This window comes from Rhodobacter capsulatus (assembly GCF_052363185.1).
Lineage (GTDB): Bacteria > Pseudomonadota > Alphaproteobacteria > Rhodobacterales > Rhodobacteraceae > Rhodobacter > Rhodobacter capsulatus_E.
In genome coordinates, this window is record NZ_CP198955.1 from 64,233 (window position 1) to 81,019 (window position 16,787).

The following is a 16,787-nucleotide window of genomic DNA, read 5'->3' on the forward strand; positions in this document are numbered from 1 at the left end:
GGGAATCCCATGCCAAGGCTTTGGCGCACCGTCATTTTCTTCATGCTGGGCATGTCGGCGCTGCTGCGTCCCGTGCTGGCGTCCGAGTCGGCCAGTTCGATCTCGGCCACCTGCGAAAGGGTCGCGGAATATGCCGCGCAGCAAAGCGGGGTTCCTGTTTCGGTGCTGAAAGCGATTTCGCTGACCGAAACCGGCAAGAAGATCGACGGCAAATTGCGGCCCTGGCCCTGGACCGTGAACATGGAGGGGGCGGGTCACTGGTTCGACACGCTTGATGAAGCCCGAACCTATGTGTTCAAGGAATTCCAGCGCGGGGCGCGCAGCTTCGACATCGGCTGCTTCCAGATCAATTACAAATGGCACAACGAGCATTTCTCCTCGATCGACGAGATGTTCGATCCGCAGGCGAATGCGCTTTATGCCGCCAAGTTCCTCTCCGATCTTTACGCCGAGACCGGGTCGTGGAACGCCGCCGCCGGGGCTTACCATTCCCGCACCAAGGAACATGCGGACCGCTATTCCGCCCGCTTCGCCGAGTTGCGTCAGCGCTTCATGGGCGCCGATGCTGCCGGGGAGGCGCTGGCGATGAATGCCGCACCCGAGGCGATGGGCTATGACGACATTCCGGAAATCCCTGACATCGTTGCCGCGATGAACGCGCCGATGACGCCGCCGAAGCCGCCGCGGGTCAATTCCTACCCGCTGCTGCGCCGCACCGGCACCGTCTCTCCGCCGCTTGGCGCCGCCCCCGGGGCCAGCCTTTTCGCCATCGCGCTCAACAAGACCGAGGTGAACTGATGCCGAAGCTGACGATTTCGGCGATCTTCCAGCCGACCATCCTTCTGGCTCTGGCGCTGATGGCGGTGATCGTGATGATGATCCTGCCGGTTCCGGCCTGGGTGCTTGACCTTGGCCTGGCGGTTTCCTTTGCCCTTGCGATCCTGATCTTCACCGTGACGCTTTTCATCGAGCGTCCGCTGGATTTCTCGGCCTTCCCGACGATTCTGCTGGCCTCGCTGATGCTGCGGCTGTCGCTGAACGTCTCCTCGACGAAGCTGATCATCGGCAATGGGCACACCGGACCCGGGGCCGCCGGACATGTGATCGAGGGTTTCGCCAATTTCATCATGGGCGGCTCGGTGATGATCGGGCTTGTCGTCTTTGGCGTGATCCTGATCGTCAACTTCATCGTGATCACCAAGGGCGCGGGCCGGATGGCCGAGGTGGGCGCCCGTTTCGCCCTCGATGCGATGCCGGGCAAACAGCTTGCCATCGACAGCGACATGAACGCTGGCGCCATCGACCATGCCGAGGCGCGGGCGCGGCGCGAAAAGGAACAGGCGGAAACGACCTTCTTTGGCTCGCTTGACGGTGCGTCGAAATTCGTCAAGGGCGATGCGGTCGCCGGTCTGCTGATCACGCTGCTGAACCTTGTCGTCGGCCTGGCCATCGGCACGATCGTGCATGACATGCCGCTGCAGCGCGCCTTGGAAACCTATGCGATCCTGACCGTCGGCGATGGCCTGACCAGCCAGATCCCGGCCGTGATCATCTCGATCGGCTCGGCCATCCTGCTGTCGCGCGGCGGTGCCAAGGGCTCGGCGGATTCGGCTCTGTTCGAGCAGCTTTCGCGCTATCCCTCGGCGCTGGCCACGGTGGCGGTGCTGATGGCGGGCTTTGCCATCGTGCCCGGACTGCCCTTCGTGCCCTTCATGATTGGCGCCATCGTGCTGGGCGGCACCGCCTTCATGGTCAAGCGCAGCACGATGAAAAAGGCCGAACTGGAGGCGATGCGCATTCCCGAAAGCACCGAGCCGAAGAAACGCAAGTCGATCGGCGACGTGCTGGATGTCGATGATATCCATGTCGAATTCGCCCCCGATCTGGTGGCGATGGCGCTGGACCCGGCAACCGGGCTCGACGCGCGGATCACCAACATGCGCAACCATGTGGCGGCCAGCTATGGTCTGATCCTGCCCGAAATCCGTCTGACCGACGATGCCACGCTGGATTCCGGCTGCTACCGCATCCGCATCCAGGGGGTCGAACAGGCCAAGGACAAGCTTTTCCCCGATCGCATCCTGGCGCTGATCACCGACAATCGCGATTTCCTGCCCGAGGGCGAAGACGTGCGCGAACCGGTCTATGGCGCCCCCGCGCGCTGGCTTTCGCCCGCGAAACAGGAAGATGCCGCCCTTGCCGGCTCGACCGTGGTCAGCCCGACCGAGGTTCTGGCAACCCATCTGCTCGAGGTGATCCGCCGCAATTTCGGCCGTCTGATGACGCTGCGGGCGCTGCGTCGCCTGCTGGACGAGGTCTGCAACCTCTCCGATCCGGTGCGGGCCGATTCGAACCGGCGGCTGCTTGACGAGCTGATCCCCGACAAGGTGCCGGTCGATCTGCTGCTGGCGGTGCTGCGCCTGCTTCTGGAAGAGCGTGTCTCGATCCGCAACTTGCTGGTGATCGTCGAATCCATCGCCGAGGTCCGCGGCATGCAATCGCCCGAGGCGATCTGCGAACATGTCCGCCAGCGTCTCGGCTTCCAGCTCGTCGCGGAATACCGCCGCGACGATGGCACGCTGCCGCTTTTGCAACTGGCGCCCGAATGGGAGGACACTTTCGCCGCCTTCCAGGTTCCCGGCGATCGCGGCCAGACCGATGTCGCGCTGCCGCCCGACAAGTTCAATCGTCTGGCCAACAATGTCGCCGAACGGATCGCGAAAGCGGGCGAAGCGGGCATCTTCCCGGCCATCGTCACCTCGACGCGGCGCCGTCGCTTCCTCAAGACGGTGCTGGGCGCCAAGGGCATCCTGGCCCCGGTGCTCAGCTTCGAGGAAATCGGCCTTGATGCGCGGCCCTCGATGGTCGGCGTGGTGCAGGCATGACCGAGGATCTTGCCCTCCTGCTGCAATCGACCCAGAACCTGCTCTGGGTCGGTTTCGTCGTCTTCCTGCGGGTGGGCGGCACGATGGCGGTGATGCCCGCCTTCGGCGAGATGCTGGTGCCGACCCGGGTCAAGCTTGCGCTTACCCTGGCCTTTACGGCAATCGTCCTGCCCGGCGCCCTGCCCCATGTCCAGGCGCCCCAGAGCTCGCTGCCGATCCCGGTCTGGCTTTTTGCCGAGGCGGTGATCGGTCTTTTCCTCGGTCTGATGCTGCGTCTGTTCGTGCTTTGCCTGCAGATCGCGGGCACGATCGCGGCGCAATCCACCTCGCTGTCGCAATTGTTCGGCGGCACCACCGGCGAGCCGCAACCTGCGGTGGGCGAACTTCTGGTTCTGGCCGGTCTGGCGATCTCGGTCCATCTTGGCCTGCATGTGAAAGTGACGCAGATCTTCCTTGGCTCGTATCAGGTCCTGCCCCCGGGCGCCTTTCCCGATGCCGACCTGTTCCGGCAATGGGGTCTTGGCGGCATTTCCCAGGCTTTCGCGCTCGGATTTTCGATTGCGGCGCCTTTCGTGATCGCCGGGCTGATCTACAACGTCGCGCTGGGCGCGATCAACCGGGCGATGCCGCAGCTGATGGTCTCGATGATCGGCGCTCCGGCGCAGACGCTTGGCGGGCTTGCGCTGCTGATGGTGGCGCTTCCGACCGGGCTTGTGGTCTGGCATGACGCTTTCGAAACCTTCCTGGCCGCGCCCTTCGAGGTGACGCGATGAGCGAGGAAGACGAAAGCTCGAAGGAATTCGACCCAACTCCGCAGAAAATCGAGCAGGCGCGCAAACAGGGCGATCTGGTCCGATCCTCCGAAGTCACCGTCGCCGCGGTTTATGCGGGATTCGTGGTGACCGCGCTGGCCTTCGGCAAAGCCACGCTCGAAGGGTTCGGGTCCTGGGCCAGCGTGCTGATCGATCAGGCCGATTCGATCTCGACCGAGTTGCTGGGCGGCGGCACCAGCGTGGCCGCCCGAATCCTGCTGAATACGAGCCTGTCGATTGCGCCCTGGTTGCTGTTGCCGGGCGTTTTGGTGCTGGGTGCCCTGTTTGCGCAACGCGCGGTCGTCTTTGCGCCCGAAAAGCTGATGCCGAAGCTGAACCGCATTGATCCGATCGCGAATTTCAAACAGAAATTCGGCCGCACGGGCCTGTTTGAATTCGCGAAGAGCTTCGTGAAACTGGTGGTGATCTCGATCATCCTGGGCAATTTCATCCTGCGCGAACTGCCGGAGATCCTGCTCAGCCAGAAGTTCGACGCGATGATCGTGGCGGGTCGATTTCCCGAATTGATCGTCGAATTCCTGCTGCTGATGCTCCTTCTGGCGGGTGTGATCGGCGCCATAGACTATCTGTGGCAAAGGTTCGAATTCCTGCGTCGCAACAAGATGACGCGCAAGGAACTCACCGACGAGATGAAGCAATCCGAAGGCGACCCCCATATCAAGGCGCAACGTCGGCAAAAGGCGATCGAAATCGCGACCAGGCAGATGATCGCGGATGTGGCCAAAGCGGATGTGGTGATCGTGAACCCGACTCACTATGCCGTGGCGCTGAAGTGGGAACGCGGCGTGAAGCGGGCCCCGGTCTGCGTTGCCAAGGGCGTCGACGAGGTGGCCGCGCGGATCCGCGAGGTCGCGGCCGAATCCGGTGTTCCGATCCATTCCGATCCTCCGACGGCCCGCGCCCTGCATGCGGCCGTGGAGGTCGGCGAGGAAATCCATCCGGACCATTATCGCCCCGTTGCCGCGGCGATCCGCTTTGCCGAAAAGATGCGCCGCCGGTCGCGCGAACGCGGGATGAGAAAATGAAACGCAAGGATCTCGATTCACTACAGGGGATCGCCTCGATGATCCGCGATCGCGAGATGGCCGAACTGGCCAAATTGACACTGCGGCGGCAGCGTCTCGAAGCCGAACGGCAAAAAGTCGGCGAGGAGGCGCAGGCCGCCTGGCGTGCCGGCTCCGAGAACATGATGCTGGCCCGGGCGGCGGAAAGTTTCGAAAAATGGGCGCAGATCCGGCAAACGCAGATCACAGATCATCTGGCGCAGCTGCAGCCCCTGATCGACTTGCAAAAGCAACGCACGGCGGCGGCGACGGGCCGCCACCGAAATATCGGCGAAATCGCCCGGGATCTTCTGGCAACGCAGCAGAAAGCCAAGGACAACCGGCTTTAGCCCGGCTCAACCGATCTGGCTGAGCGCCTGGCACAGCCGGTCGAGATCGTCGAGCGACCGGTAGCGAATCGTCACCTTCCCGCCCTCGACCCCGTCGTGATCGATGCTCACCGCCATGGCGATGGTCGCGGAAAGATCCGCCTCCAGCGCGCGCGTGTCCGCATCCTTCTCTCGGGCGGGACTGGCGGCCGATCTGGGGGATGCGGCGACCGATGGCGACGTTTCGCCCTTGGCAAGGCGCTCGACATCGCGGACCGACAACCCCCGCGTGATCGCCTCCTTCGCCAGACGCACAGGATCGGTGGCGGTCACCAGCGCGCGGGCATGACCGGCCGTCAGCTTGCCCTCGCGCAGGAACTCCTGCACCTCGTCGGGCAGGTTGAGCAGACGCAGCAGATTCGCGATATGGCTGCGGCTTTTCGACAGTGCCTCCGCCAGTTTTTCCTGCGTATGGCCGAAACGATCCATCAGCTGGCGATATCCCATCGCCTCTTCCAGCGGATTGAGATCAGCGCGCTGGATATTCTCGATGATCGCAACCTCGAGGACCTCGGTATCGGTAAAATCGCGCACGATCACCGGCAATTCGTGCAGCTTCGCCAATTGCGCCGCCCGCCAACGCCGCTCGCCCGCGACGATTTCGTAAAGATCGGCGCCCTCGGGATGCCGCCGCACGATCAGCGGCTGGATGATCCCCTTTTCGGCGATAGAGGCGCGCAATTCCTCCAGCGCCTCGGGCGCGAAGCTCCGACGCGGCTGATCGGGGTTCGGAACCACCTTCTCGATCGGCACCAGCAGATCCTTGCGCCGCAGTGCGGTCTCGGGTTCCGTCACGGGAAGCTGGACATCCGCCATCAGCGCAGACAGGCCGCGACCAAGACCGCGGCGCTCGGGTTTCTTTTCGCTCATCGCCTAGCCTTTCGTTTTCATCGTCGCATGATGGTCGAGCAATTCCGCCGCCAGCGACCTGTAGGCCTCGGCGCCTTTCGACGACGGATCATAGCTCAGCACCGGCAAGGCGTAGGAGGGCGCCTCGGAAATGCGCACATTGCGCGGGATCATCGTCCGGAACACCAATTCCCCAAGCGTGGCCCGGGCATCGGCCTCGACCTGCTGCGACAGGTTGTTGCGCACATCATACATGGTCAACACGACCCCTTCGATCCGCAGGTCACGGTTTGCGGTTTGCCGCACCTCGCGGATCGTCAGCATCAATTGCGAGAGACCTTCGAGGGCGAAAAATTCAGCCTGCAGCGGCACAAGAACCGACTGCGCCGCGACCATCGCATTCACCGTCAGAAGATTGAGCGAGGGCGGGCAGTCGATCAAAACGTAATCCAGCGCATAAAGGTCGATATCGGTCTGTCGCAACGCATCATGCAGCAGAAAACTGCGCTTTTCCGACGAAACGAGTTCCATGTCGGCAGAGGAGAGATCGATCGTCGCCGGCGAAAGAAACAGACCATCGAAAGCAGTCTTGTGGATGACATCCGACAAAGGTGCTTCGCCGAAAAGCAGGTCGTAAGTGCTGAACTTGCGATCCGCAAGCTCGAGACCAAGGCCGGTCGAGGCGTTCCCCTGCGGATCGAGATCGACCAGCAGCACACGGCAGCCGCGTTCGGCCATCGCCGCCGCAAGGTTTATCGCCGTCGTGGTCTTCCCGACGCCGCCTTTCTGGTTGGCAATCGCGACGATTCTTGGCTGGGCGGGTCGTATAGGATCAGGCACGTTGCAACCCCTTGATTTTCAAGACCACGGAATCCGGGTCCGTGGCACTGGGTTTCTGTTCACAATCAAAGGACCATGGCTGACGCGCCAGTGCAACCTCTTCGCGCCAGCTTCTGCCCTTTGGAAAGATCGCGACACCCTCTGGCAACAGGTGGCGGCTTGCGAAACCAAGAAGAACGTCAAGCGGCGCGAGCGCGCGGGCCGAAAGATGGTCCACCTGGAGCGGATCAAGCGATTCGATCCGGACAGAGGCAACCTTCGCCCCAAGATCCAACTCACGAACAGCATTCACCAGGAAGGCAGCCTTGCGCTTGTCGCTCTCGACAAGCGTGAGGCGCATGGTCGGAAAGATCTCGCGCGCGAGAATTCCAATGACCAATCCGGGAAACCCGCCACCGCTGCCGAGGTCCCCCCAATGCTGCGGAGGCGGATCTGCGATCTGCAGAAGCTGCGCAGAATCCAGAAAATGCCTTGTCCAGACCTCGGAAAGCGTGCTTTGCGATACAAGATTGATCGCCGGGTTCCATTTCAGCAGCAGGGCTTCCATAAGTTCAAGCCGAAGAATTGTTTCACGTGAAACATCGAATCGGCGGCGAAAGTCGTCTTGTCCGGTCACTTCGATGCCGCCCTTTTCTCTTGCCGCAACCGCGCCAGAAGCAAGGCAAGCGCAGCCGGGGTTGCGCCATCGACCATGGCAGCCTGATGCAATGTTCTGGGTCGGGCCGCGGAAAACTTCGCCTTCAGCTCATTCGACAGGCCGGTCAATCCGGCATACTCGAAGCCTTCGGGAATTTCCCAGTTCTCGTCACGGCGCATGGCTTCCACATCGCGCTGCTGCCGAAGGATGTAATTTGCGTAAAGCGCCTCCCGGGCCAGCTGAGCGCCAATATCCGGAGAAATCTCTGAAATCTCGGGAAAGGCAGCGCCAAGCTGCTCAAAGCTGACATCGGCAAAAGACAGCAACTGAAAAGCCGAGCGCCTTGTGCCGTCCTGATTAAGGTCCAGACCGAGCGCCATCGTTTGTTTCGGTGTCAGCGTGATCGCCTCCAGAACCTCTCGTCCGGCGGATATCGCCTGCATCTTCCGTTCGAAAATCACGCGACGCTCCGGCCCGACACAGCCAATCTCGACACCCCGCGGCGTGAGCCGCTGATCTGCATTGTCCGCACGCAGGAACAAGCGGAATTCGGCGCGAGAGGTGAACATGCGATAGGGCTCACTGACCCCCCGCCCAATCAAATCGTCAATCATGACACCGATATAGGACTCTGTCCGGCTGAAATTGACAGGGTCACGGCCCAGCGCCCTGGCCGCCGCGTTGATCCCGGCAACGAGGCCCTGCGCCGCGGCTTCCTCATATCCGGTCGTGCCGTTGATCTGACCCGCCAGAAACAAACCTTCCTGATCGCGCAGTTCCAGCGCCAGCGTCAGCGCCCGCGGATCGACGAAATCGTATTCGATCGCATAGCCAGGCTGCAGAATGCGCACCTGCTCCAATCCGCAGATTGACCGGACATAGGCCTCCTGAACATCGGCGGGCAAAGAGGTCGAAATGCCGTTGGGATAGACCGTGTCGTCCTCCAGACCCTCCGGCTCCAGAAAGACCTGATGCGAGGACTTATCGGCGAAGCGAATCACCTTATCCTCGATAGACGGACAATATCTTGGACCGACCCCCTCGATATGCCCACCATACATCGCCGAACGCTTCAGGTTGTTGCGAATGACCTCGTGCGTCGCTTCATTGGTATGCGTGATGCCGCAGGAGATCTGGCGCACGAAGGGCTTTTGGCTGAGAAAGCTCAGCATCACCGGGTCTTCATCCCCCGGTTGCGTTTCCAGCCTGTCCCAGTCGATGCTCCGGCCATCCAGCCGCGGCGGGGTTCCGGTCTTGAGACGTCCAACCTTCGGAACGATGGCGCGCAAACGATGCGCCAAGGGCACAGAAGCCTCGTCGCCGACGCGCCCGCCAGGCCTGCGCTGATCGCCGACATGGATCACCCCGTTCAGGAACGTGCCCGTCGTCAACACGACAGCCGCGGCGCGAATCTCCGACCCGTCCGCCAATCGAACGCCCGCGATGGTCGACCCGGACATCAGAAGATCCGTCACCTCCCCGGCAACAAGGTCCAGATTCGGCTGGCGCGCGCAAAGGTCTGCAATGGCGAGACGATAGAGCTTCCGGTCGGCTTGGGTCCTTGGACCCTGCACGGCTGGTCCCTTGCGACGGTTGAGAAGCCGGAATTGAATTCCTGCCCGGTCGGCCGCCTTGCCCATCACACCGTCCAGCGCGTCGATCTCGCGGACAAGATGCCCCTTGCCCAGGCCCCCGATCGCCGGATTGCAGGACATGACACCGATCGCCTCAAGACGCATCGTCACCAACGCCGTCCGTGCCCTAAGCCGCGCGGCCGCATGCGCGGCTTCGGTTCCCGCATGCCCGCCTCCGACGACGATCACGTCAAAATGTTTCACGTGAAACACTCCTCATTTGCCGATGCAGAAACTGGCGAAGATTTCATCAAGAAGGGCCTCGACATCAACCCGGCCAAGCAAGGATTCCAACGCCCGGACCGCGGTTCGACACTGCTCCGCCGCCAGATCAAGCCGTTCCAACCCGTGATCCAGTTCGCCAGAGGCCGCCCGCAAGGCGGCTTCGGCACGGGCCAGGCAGTCGCGATGCCGTTCGCGCGTCATCACCCCGGCCCCTGACGCCCGCTGCGACAACCGTGCCGTGATTTCGGCCACAAGCCTGTCGAGTCCCTCGCCGGTCTTTCCGGAAACACGAAGACCATCGCCCCCGCCAAGGTCCGACTTGCCCTTCACGACAAGATCATCGGCAACCGGGTCCAAAAGCGGAACTTCCCCCTCATCCAGCAGAAAAACGCGCAAATCCGCCTGTTGCGCCCGTTCGAGCGCGCGCGCAACCCCGATGGCTTCGACGCGATCCTCGGTTTCGCGCAGCCCTGCCGTGTCCAGCAAAGTGACCGCAAGACCCGAAAGATCCATGCGAACCTCGATCACATCCCGCGTCGTTCCCGCGATTTCCGAGGTGATCGCCGCTTCGCGCCCCGCCAGCGCATTCAGCAGGGTCGACTTGCCCGCATTGGGCCGACCGACGATCGCTACTTCAAACCCTTCGCGAACCCGCTCCGTCACCGAAATCCGCGCCATCTCGCGGCCCAGTTCCGCGGCGACATCCTTCAGCAAATCGCGCACTTCCGGAGTCACGTCCTCGGGGACATCCTCGTCGGCAAAATCGATGCAGGCTTCCATCAGCGCCGCCGCGCGAATCAGCTTGCTGCGCCAGACCTCCACCATCCGCCCGACCGCTCCCGACAGGACCGCCAAGGCCTGCCGTCGCTGCGCCTCGGTTTCCGCTTCGATCAGATCGGCCAGCCCCTCGACCTGCGCCAGATCCAGCCGACCGCTCTCCATCGCGCGTCGGGTGAACTCTCCCGGTTCCGCCAGCCGCAGAAATCCCAAGGACCCAAGCGCCTTCAGCACCGCAGCAACGGTTGCCAATGCCCCATGCAGGTGCAATTCCGCCGATTCCTCGCCGGTGAAACTGTGGCCCGGGGCGAAGCAAAGCACCAGCGCTTCATCCAGCACATCGGCGCCGGATTTCAGCAGCCGCACCGCAGTTTGCCGCGGCGGGGGCACATTGCCGCAAAGCGCGGCCACCGCCGCCCAAGACTGCGGCCCGGACAGGCGAATGACTGCAATGCCGGCCTTGCCGCGGCCGGATGCCTGCGCATAGATCGTATCCATCGAAATCCCTCTCGGGGGTAACGATACCTCAGCCGTTCATCGAATCGAAGAACTCGCCATTGGTTTTCGTCTGCTTCAGCTTCGAGATCAGGAATTCGATCGCATCCGTCGTGCCCATCGGGTTCAGGATGCGGCGCAGCAGATAGGTTTTCTGTAGGTCTTTCTGATCGACCAGAAGATCTTCCTTCCGCGTACCGGATTTCAGAATATCCATCGCCGGGAAGACGCGCTTGTCGGCGACCTTGCGGTCCAGCACGATCTCGCTGTTGCCGGTGCCCTTGAATTCTTCAAAGATCACCTCGTCCATGCGCGAGCCGGTGTCGATCAGCGCCGTGGCAATGATCGTCAGCGAGCCGCCCTCTTCGATGTTGCGCGCCGCGCCAAAGAAGCGCTTCGGCCGCTGCAGCGCGTTGGCATCGACACCGCCCGTCAGCACCTTGCCCGAGCTGGGCACGACCGTGTTGTAAGCCCGCCCAAGTCTTGTGATCGAGTCGAGCAAGATCACCACATCTCGTTTGTGCTCGACCAGACGCTTGGCCTTTTCGATCACCATTTCGGCCACGGCAACGTGGCGCGTCGCGGGTTCGTCGAAGGTCGAGGAAATCACCTCGCCCTTCACCGAGCGCTGCATGTCGGTGACCTCTTCCGGGCGTTCGTCGATCAGAAGCACGATCAGATAGCATTCCGGATGGTTCATCGCGATCGAATGGGCGATGTTCTGCAGCAGAACGGTTTTCCCGGTCCGCGGCGGCGCCACGATCAGCCCGCGCTGCCCCTTGCCGATCGGCGACACCAGGTCGATGATCCGCGCCGAACGATCCCGCAGCGTCGGGTCCTCGATCTCCATCTTCAGCCGTTCATCGGGGTAAAGCGGCGTCAGGTTGTCGAAGGCCACCTTGTGACGCGCCTTTTCCGGGTCTTCGAAATTGATCCGTTCCACCCCGGTCAGGGCGAAATAGCGCTCGTTTTCGCCCGGCGCGCGGATGATGCCTTCGACCGTGTCGCCGGTGCGCAGGCTGAACTGACGGATCATCTCGGGCGACACATAGATGTCATCGGGGCCGGGCAGATAGTTCGCCTCGGGCGAGCGCAGGAAGCCGAACCCGTCCTGCAGCACTTCCAGCACGCCATCGCCACCGATCTCGATATCTTCCTCGGCATGTTCCTTGAGGATCGAGAACATCATCTCGCCCTTGCGCATGGTCGAGGCGTTCTCGATCTCCCATTCCTCGGCCATGGCCAGAAGATCCTTGGGGCTTTTCGCCTTCAGATCGGAAAGGTTCAAACGTTCGGTCATCTCGTATCCATCCGCGAAAGGCGCCAGACCCCGAAAGGGCGGCGCAGCAGGGGTCAGGGCTTGGCTAAACCTGTCGGCCGGACGGCCGGGGCTGCGGCGCTTCTACGCCCAAACCCCGGGTCGAGTCAACGAAGTCAGAATTTCACGATCACCGCGATGACGATGAGGAACATCAGCAGCGTCGGCACTTCGTTCATCATCCGCCATTGCCGGCCGGCCAGATCATTCGTGCCATCGACGAATTTCAGCCGCGCGCGTGCCAGGAACAGGTGAAACACCGTCATGGCGATCACGCAGGCGCCCTTGATCCAGGGCCATTGCATGCTCCAGTCGATGATCCCCGGCGTGAAGACCAGACACAGGCCAAAGACCCAGGTCGAGACCGCCGCCGGGTTCATGATCGCCTTGAGCAGCAGCCGTTCCTGATGCTGAAACAGCTGATCCATGTCGCTGCCGCGAACAACACCCTGCTTTCTCAGCCCTTCGACGTGATAAACGTAAAGCCGCGGCAGGTAGAACAGGCCCGCCATCCAGGCCAGCACCGACATCACATGCAGCGACTTCGTCCAGAAATACCACTCCGAAAGGAAATCCGTGACGAGTTCGAACATCTGAGCCTCCTGTGTCGGCTTCTTCTTAAGAATATTTCTTGAAAAGAAAAGATGATGATTTTGTAAGGGCTGTGGACAGTGTGGATAGATGACTTTTCCCGTCGCTTTTCCGCCCTGTGCGCAAGCTGGCGGCACTGTTGAAAAACCCTGTTGATGGTTTTGATTTATCCTTTTTTACTCAAAGCTTTGCGCGGTTGAAAATCGGGGTGTCCCCTTGGGGTATTCCGTTTTCGTTCTTGTGCGATGCGGCACTTCCTCACATCCGGCCGGGCGGGCTTCCCACATGCTGGGAGTCTCCCTTCGTTCCTTGACAAAAGCCCCCCCGAACGGGGAGGAAAGATGCGGGGCCGCTTGCTCCCCCAGCTTCACCCCATGGTTTTCCTGCCGGTTGTCCACATGTTTCCCGACCTTGTTCTGGCCTCGTCTTCGGAAATCCGCTCCCGGCTTTTGCGCGCTGCCGGGCTTGGTGTGACGATTTCGCCAGCCCGTATCGACGAAGAGGCGATCCGTCACGGGCTCGCACAGGAGGGCGCCACGCCCCGCGATGTCGCCGATCATCTGGCCGAGGCGAAGGCGGTGAAGCAATCCGCCCGCTACCCCGGCGCGCTGGTGCTGGGCGCCGATCAGGTGCTTGAATTGCAAGGCGAGATCTTCTCGAAACCCGAAACCCCCGATCAGGCCCGGGCGCAGCTGCGCGCGCTGTCGGGCCAGACGCATCGGCTGCTCTCGGCGCTGGTCGTGGTGCAGGATGGCCGCCCGCTATGGGGCCATCTGGCCGAGGTGCGGCTCACCATGCACCCGCTCTCTGACGCGTTCATCGCCGAGTATACCGCCCGCAACTGGGACTCGATCCGCCACGCCGTCGGCTGCTACAAGCTCGAAGAGGAAGGCGTGCGGTTGTTTTCCGCGGTCGAGGGCGATTATTTTGCCGTTCTGGGCCTGCCCCTGATCGAATTTCTGAACTGGCTGCGCGCCCGAGGAGATCTGACGACATGACCCGCATTCCTCTGGCCGGGGTGATCGGTCATCCGATCAATCACTCCCGCTCGCCCGCGCTGCATGGCTATTGGCTGAAAACCTGTGGCATCCGTGGCCATTACATCCCGATGGATGTGGCCGAAGGCGATCTGGAAGCCGTTCTGCGGGCCCTGCCCCGCGCCGGGTTTGTCGGCTGCAACATCACCATTCCGCACAAGGAAACAGCGCTGGCGCTGGCCGATGTGGTCTCTGACCGTGCCGCGCGGATCGGGGCGGCGAATACGCTCGTTTTCGATGAAACCGGCCGGATTCATGCTGACAACACCGACGGCATCGGCTTTCTTGCCAATCTGATCGAGGGCGCCCCGGGCTGGCAGGCCAGTTCCGGCCCCGCCGCGGTGATCGGCGCAGGCGGCGCCGCCCGCGCCATCGTCGTGGCCCTGCTTGATGCCGGTTGCCCGGAAATCCGCATCGCCAACCGCACCCGCGCCCGGGCCGAGGCACTTTGCACCGAATTCGGCCCCCGCCTCGTGGTTCAGGACTGGGACAGCGTCGGCCAGATCTTCGAGGACGCGACGACGGTGGTGAACACCTCCTCGCTTGGCATGGCGGGCAAGGCCGCCTTCGACCTGCCGCTGGACACCCTTTCCGCCCCGGCCGTCGTCACCGATTGCGTCTATACCCCCCTGCGCACCGATTTCCTGAATGCCGCCGCCGCCCGCGGCTGTGTCACCGTCGACGGTCTTGGCATGCTCTTGCATCAGGCCGTCCCGGGGTTCGAGCGCTGGTTCGGCCACCGCCCCGAAGTCACCCCGGAATTGCGCGCCGTGGTGTTGGCGGCATGAAAGGCCCCTTCCGTCTCGGTCTCACCGGCTCGATCGGCATGGGGAAATCGACGACGGCGCGACTTTTTGCGGATGAGGGCATCCCGGTCTGGGATGCTGACGCCACGGTTCATGCGATTTACGCCAAAGGCGGCGCCGCCGTTGCGCCTTTGGCGGCGATCTTCCCCGAAGCGATCCGCGACGGCGCGGTGGATCGGGACCGGCTGAAGACCCTGCTGAAAGCCGACAAACAGGCTCTATCCCGGCTGGAATCGGTGGTTCATCCGCTGGTGCAGGCGTCGCGGCAGGCGTTCCTTCTGGCCCATCAAACCGCGGATCTGATCCTTCTGGATATCCCGCTGCTCTATGAGACCGGCGCCGAAAAGGACTGCGATGCCGTGCTTGTCGTCACCGCCCCGCCCGATGTGCAACGCGCCCGCGTTCTGGCCCGCGGCCAGATGACCGCTGCGCAGCTGGACATGATCCTCGCCCGCCAGCTGCCCGATGCCGAAAAGCGCCGCCGTGCCGATCATGTGATCCAGACCTTGATCCTTGAACAGACCCGCGCCGAAGTGCGAAAGCTGATCGCAACCCTGCGGAGCCGCCATGCGTGAAATCGTCCTTGATACCGAAACCACCGGATTTGAACCCTCCGAAGGGCATCGCATCGTCGAAATCGGCGCGGTCGAGCTGATGAACCACGTCCCCACCGGGCGGACCTATCATCAATACATCAACCCCGAACGCGCGATGCCGCAGGAAGCCTTTGCCGTGCATGGCTTGGGCGATGATTTCCTGCGCGACAAGCCGAAATTCGGTGCGATTGCGCAGGATTTCCTCGATTTCATCGGCGCGGATTCGAAGCTTGTCATCCACAATGCCGCCTTCGACATGAAATTCCTGAATGCGGAACTCGGCTGGGTGCAAAAGCCGCTGATCGCGGCGGATCGTGCGCTGGACACCCTGGCGATGGCGCGGCGAAAATTTCCCGGCTCGCCCGCCACGCTCGATGCGCTGTGCCGTCGGTTCGGCATCGACAATTCGGCCCGGACCCTGCACGGGGCGCTCCTCGATTCCGAGATTCTGGCCGAAGTCTATCTGGAACTGATTGGTGGCAGGCAACCCGGGTTTGGCCTCAATATCGACCCTGTTCAGGCCAAATCCACGGTTTCCGGCGGCGAATGGCGGCCCCGGCCGCGCCCCGTTCCCCTGCCCCCGCGGATCACCGAGGCCGAGGCCGAAGCCCATGTCGCCTTTGTCGCCAAACTGGGCGAGGGTGCGATCTGGAAGCGGCCCCGCTGACACATAAATTTCACAAAACGCAGCCTTGCGGCAATTTTCCCATTCCATCCCCGCCCCGCAGCCATTAGATGCATCGCGTTCGCAGTTTAGGGCGTTCGCAGTTTTGGGGAGGGAGCCCATGCTGGACTTCGCTACGATGCGCGCGGCTCTGGCCGAGGCTTATGATCTGGCGCCCTCGCTGACGCTGGCGCAAGAGATGGCCGAGGTTCATGCCCGCATGGATCGCGTGATCCCCCTGCCCGATTTCGCCCGCCACGCGCCCTATATCCGCGCGATCAACCGGCTGAAGCGCGAAAAGAACGCGGTGATCCTGGCGCATAACTACATGACGCCCGAGATTTATCACGGTGTCGCCGATGTCGTGGGCGACAGCCTGCAGCTGGCGATCGAGGCGACGAAGGTCGAGGCCGAGACCATCGTGCAATGCGGCGTGCATTTCATGGCCGAGACCTCGAAGATCCTGAACCCGGCCAAGCGCGTGCTGATCCCCGATGTTCAGGCGGGCTGTTCGTTGGCCGAAAGCATCACCCCCGAAGGCATCGCTCAGATGCGGGCGAAATACCCGGGCGCGCCGGTCGTCAGCTATGTCAACACCACGGCGGCGGTCAAAGCCGCGTCGGACATCTGCTGCACCTCGGCCAATGCGGCGCGGATCGTGGCGGCCCTGCCCGAACAGACGGTCATCATGACGCCCGATCAATATCTGGCGCAGAACGTGGCGAAGGCCGTGCCGCAGAAAAACGTGGTCTGGTGGGCCGGGTCCTGCATCGTGCATGAACAATACACGCCGCAAGACCTGCGCGATTTCCGCGCCTGGCATCCCGGAACGAAGATCATCGCCCACCCGGAATGCCCGCCCGATGTGGTGGCCGAGGCGGATTTTTCGGGCTCGACCGCGGGGATGATCGACTTCGTGACGCGCGAAAAACCGGCGCAGGTGATGCTGGTCACCGAATGCTCGATGGCCTCGAACATCGCCGATGCCCTGCCCTCGGTCGAGTTTCTGGGGCCCTGCAACATGTGCCCCTATATGAAGATGATCACGCTGGAAAAGATCCTGTGGTCGCTGCATGCGGGCACAGAAGAGGTTACCGTCGATCCCGCCATCGCGGGCAAGGCGCGGGCAGCGGTCGAACGCATGATCGAGCTGTCGCGGTGAGCGATC

The 16,787-nt window shown here is 62.5% G+C and carries 17 protein-coding genes; 10 read left to right on the forward strand and 7 right to left on the reverse strand.

Translation table 11 applies throughout. From position 1 onward, the window contains the following. The first annotated feature begins 9 nt into the window (after positions 1 to 9). From ACTTAG_RS00280 to ACTTAG_RS00300, 5 genes are read left to right on the forward strand one after another with little or no spacing between them, the layout of a single operon-like run. Entirely contained in the window at positions 10 to 798 is a 789-nt protein-coding gene (locus ACTTAG_RS00280; RefSeq protein ID WP_444463655.1) for a transglycosylase SLT domain-containing protein, read from the forward strand. Continuing rightward, positions 798 to 2,885 (forward strand): flagellar biosynthesis protein FlhA, encoded by a 2,088-nt coding sequence (gene flhA / locus ACTTAG_RS00285; RefSeq protein WP_444463656.1) that lies wholly within the window; start codon positions 798 to 800, stop codon positions 2,883 to 2,885. The genes ACTTAG_RS00280 and flhA overlap by 1 nt, the downstream gene beginning before the upstream one ends. Next, complete coding sequence (locus ACTTAG_RS00290; RefSeq protein WP_444463657.1) at positions 2,882 to 3,658, forward strand: flagellar biosynthetic protein FliR; 777 nt, start codon at positions 2,882 to 2,884, stop codon at positions 3,656 to 3,658. The genes flhA and ACTTAG_RS00290 overlap by 4 nt, the downstream gene beginning before the upstream one ends. Continuing rightward, on the forward strand, positions 3,655 to 4,743 hold the full coding sequence (gene flhB / locus ACTTAG_RS00295; protein WP_444463658.1) for a flagellar type III secretion system protein FlhB: 1,089 nt from the start codon (positions 3,655 to 3,657) through the stop codon (positions 4,741 to 4,743). The genes ACTTAG_RS00290 and flhB overlap by 4 nt, the downstream gene beginning before the upstream one ends. Beyond that, a complete protein-coding gene (locus ACTTAG_RS00300) occupies positions 4,740 to 5,111 on the forward strand; it encodes a hypothetical protein (protein ID WP_444463659.1) in 372 nt (123 codons plus the stop codon). Before flhB ends, ACTTAG_RS00300 begins: the two co-directional genes overlap by 4 nt. Before the next feature lie 6 nt (positions 5,112 to 5,117). Here the strand turns inward: ACTTAG_RS00300 and ACTTAG_RS00305 are convergent, their stop codons facing one another. The 7 genes from ACTTAG_RS00305 to ACTTAG_RS00335 form a co-directional block, all read right to left on the reverse strand. Next, a complete protein-coding gene (locus ACTTAG_RS00305; protein ID WP_444463660.1) occupies positions 5,118 to 6,020 on the reverse strand; it encodes a ParB/RepB/Spo0J family partition protein in 903 nt (300 codons plus the stop codon). A gap of 3 nt (positions 6,021 to 6,023) precedes the next feature. After that, entirely contained in the window at positions 6,024 to 6,839 is an 816-nt protein-coding gene (locus ACTTAG_RS00310) for a ParA family protein (RefSeq protein ID WP_444463661.1), read from the reverse strand. Then, entirely contained in the window at positions 6,832 to 7,455 is a 624-nt protein-coding gene (gene rsmG, locus ACTTAG_RS00315; RefSeq protein ID WP_444463662.1) for a 16S rRNA (guanine(527)-N(7))-methyltransferase RsmG, read from the reverse strand. The genes ACTTAG_RS00310 and rsmG overlap by 8 nt, the downstream gene beginning before the upstream one ends. Beyond that, positions 7,452 to 9,314 (reverse strand): tRNA uridine-5-carboxymethylaminomethyl(34) synthesis enzyme MnmG, encoded by a 1,863-nt coding sequence (mnmG, locus tag ACTTAG_RS00320; protein WP_444463663.1) that lies wholly within the window; start codon positions 9,312 to 9,314, stop codon positions 7,452 to 7,454. Before mnmG ends, rsmG begins: the two co-directional genes overlap by 4 nt. A 12-nt stretch (positions 9,315 to 9,326) precedes the next feature. Beyond that, the gene (mnmE, locus tag ACTTAG_RS00325; RefSeq protein WP_444463664.1) at positions 9,327 to 10,610 is read right to left on the reverse strand and encodes a tRNA uridine-5-carboxymethylaminomethyl(34) synthesis GTPase MnmE; all 1,284 of its coding nucleotides are present in this window, start codon (positions 10,608 to 10,610) and stop codon (positions 9,327 to 9,329) included. A gap of 28 nt (positions 10,611 to 10,638) precedes the next feature. Continuing rightward, a complete protein-coding gene (rho, locus tag ACTTAG_RS00330) occupies positions 10,639 to 11,907 on the reverse strand; it encodes a transcription termination factor Rho (RefSeq protein ID WP_444463665.1) in 1,269 nt (422 codons plus the stop codon). Between the two features lie 134 nt (positions 11,908 to 12,041). Continuing rightward, the gene (locus ACTTAG_RS00335) at positions 12,042 to 12,518 is read right to left on the reverse strand and encodes a CopD family protein (RefSeq protein ID WP_444463666.1); all 477 of its coding nucleotides are present in this window, start codon (positions 12,516 to 12,518) and stop codon (positions 12,042 to 12,044) included. Between the two features lie 396 nt (positions 12,519 to 12,914). Between ACTTAG_RS00335 and ACTTAG_RS00340 the strand changes: the two genes are divergently transcribed. From ACTTAG_RS00340 to nadA, 5 genes are all read left to right on the forward strand, one after another. Continuing rightward, positions 12,915 to 13,514 carry a Maf family protein gene (locus ACTTAG_RS00340; protein ID WP_444463667.1) on the forward strand — a complete coding sequence of 200 codons (600 nt, stop codon included), beginning with the start codon at positions 12,915 to 12,917 and terminating at the stop codon, positions 13,512 to 13,514. Continuing rightward, positions 13,511 to 14,341, forward strand: a complete 831-nt coding sequence (locus tag ACTTAG_RS00345) for a shikimate dehydrogenase (protein ID WP_444463668.1) — start codon at positions 13,511 to 13,513, stop codon at positions 14,339 to 14,341. The genes ACTTAG_RS00340 and ACTTAG_RS00345 overlap by 4 nt, the downstream gene beginning before the upstream one ends. Beyond that, a complete protein-coding gene (gene coaE / locus ACTTAG_RS00350; protein ID WP_444463669.1) occupies positions 14,338 to 14,934 on the forward strand; it encodes a dephospho-CoA kinase in 597 nt (198 codons plus the stop codon). The genes ACTTAG_RS00345 and coaE overlap by 4 nt, the downstream gene beginning before the upstream one ends. Then, positions 14,927 to 15,622 (forward strand): DNA polymerase III subunit epsilon, encoded by a 696-nt coding sequence (gene dnaQ / locus ACTTAG_RS00355; protein ID WP_444463670.1) that lies wholly within the window; start codon positions 14,927 to 14,929, stop codon positions 15,620 to 15,622. The genes coaE and dnaQ overlap by 8 nt, the downstream gene beginning before the upstream one ends. 118 nt (positions 15,623 to 15,740) lie before the next feature. Beyond that, on the forward strand, positions 15,741 to 16,781 hold the full coding sequence (gene nadA / locus ACTTAG_RS00360) for a quinolinate synthase NadA (protein ID WP_444463671.1): 1,041 nt from the start codon (positions 15,741 to 15,743) through the stop codon (positions 16,779 to 16,781). The last annotated feature ends 6 nt before the right edge of the window (positions 16,782 to 16,787 follow it).

Bases quoted from the DNA above. Each gene is read 5' to 3' on its own strand.
- ACTTAG_RS00280 (WP_444463655.1), top strand. From the start codon at position 10: ATGCCAAGGCTTTGGCGCACCGTCATTTTCTTCATGCTGGGCATGTCG.
- flhA (WP_444463656.1), top strand. From the start codon at position 798: ATGCCGAAGCTGACGATTTCGGCGATCTTCCAGCCGACCATCCTTCTG.
- ACTTAG_RS00290 (WP_444463657.1), top strand. From the start codon at position 2,882: ATGACCGAGGATCTTGCCCTCCTGCTGCAATCGACCCAGAACCTGCTC.
- flhB (WP_444463658.1), top strand. From the start codon at position 3,655: ATGAGCGAGGAAGACGAAAGCTCGAAGGAATTCGACCCAACTCCGCAG.
- ACTTAG_RS00300 (WP_444463659.1), top strand. From the start codon at position 4,740: ATGAAACGCAAGGATCTCGATTCACTACAGGGGATCGCCTCGATGATC.
- ACTTAG_RS00305 (WP_444463660.1), bottom strand. From the start codon at position 6,020: ATGAGCGAAAAGAAACCCGAGCGCCGCGGTCTTGGTCGCGGCCTGTCT.
- mnmE (WP_444463664.1), bottom strand. From the start codon at position 10,610: ATGGATACGATCTATGCGCAGGCATCCGGCCGCGGCAAGGCCGGCATT.
- rho (WP_444463665.1), bottom strand. From the start codon at position 11,907: ATGACCGAACGTTTGAACCTTTCCGATCTGAAGGCGAAAAGCCCCAAG.
- ACTTAG_RS00335 (WP_444463666.1), bottom strand. From the start codon at position 12,518: ATGTTCGAACTCGTCACGGATTTCCTTTCGGAGTGGTATTTCTGGACG.
- ACTTAG_RS00340 (WP_444463667.1), top strand. From the start codon at position 12,915: ATGTTTCCCGACCTTGTTCTGGCCTCGTCTTCGGAAATCCGCTCCCGG.
- ACTTAG_RS00345 (WP_444463668.1), top strand. From the start codon at position 13,511: ATGACCCGCATTCCTCTGGCCGGGGTGATCGGTCATCCGATCAATCAC.
- coaE (WP_444463669.1), top strand. From the start codon at position 14,338: ATGAAAGGCCCCTTCCGTCTCGGTCTCACCGGCTCGATCGGCATGGGG.
- dnaQ (WP_444463670.1), top strand. From the start codon at position 14,927: ATGCGTGAAATCGTCCTTGATACCGAAACCACCGGATTTGAACCCTCC.
- nadA (WP_444463671.1), top strand. From the start codon at position 15,741: ATGCTGGACTTCGCTACGATGCGCGCGGCTCTGGCCGAGGCTTATGAT.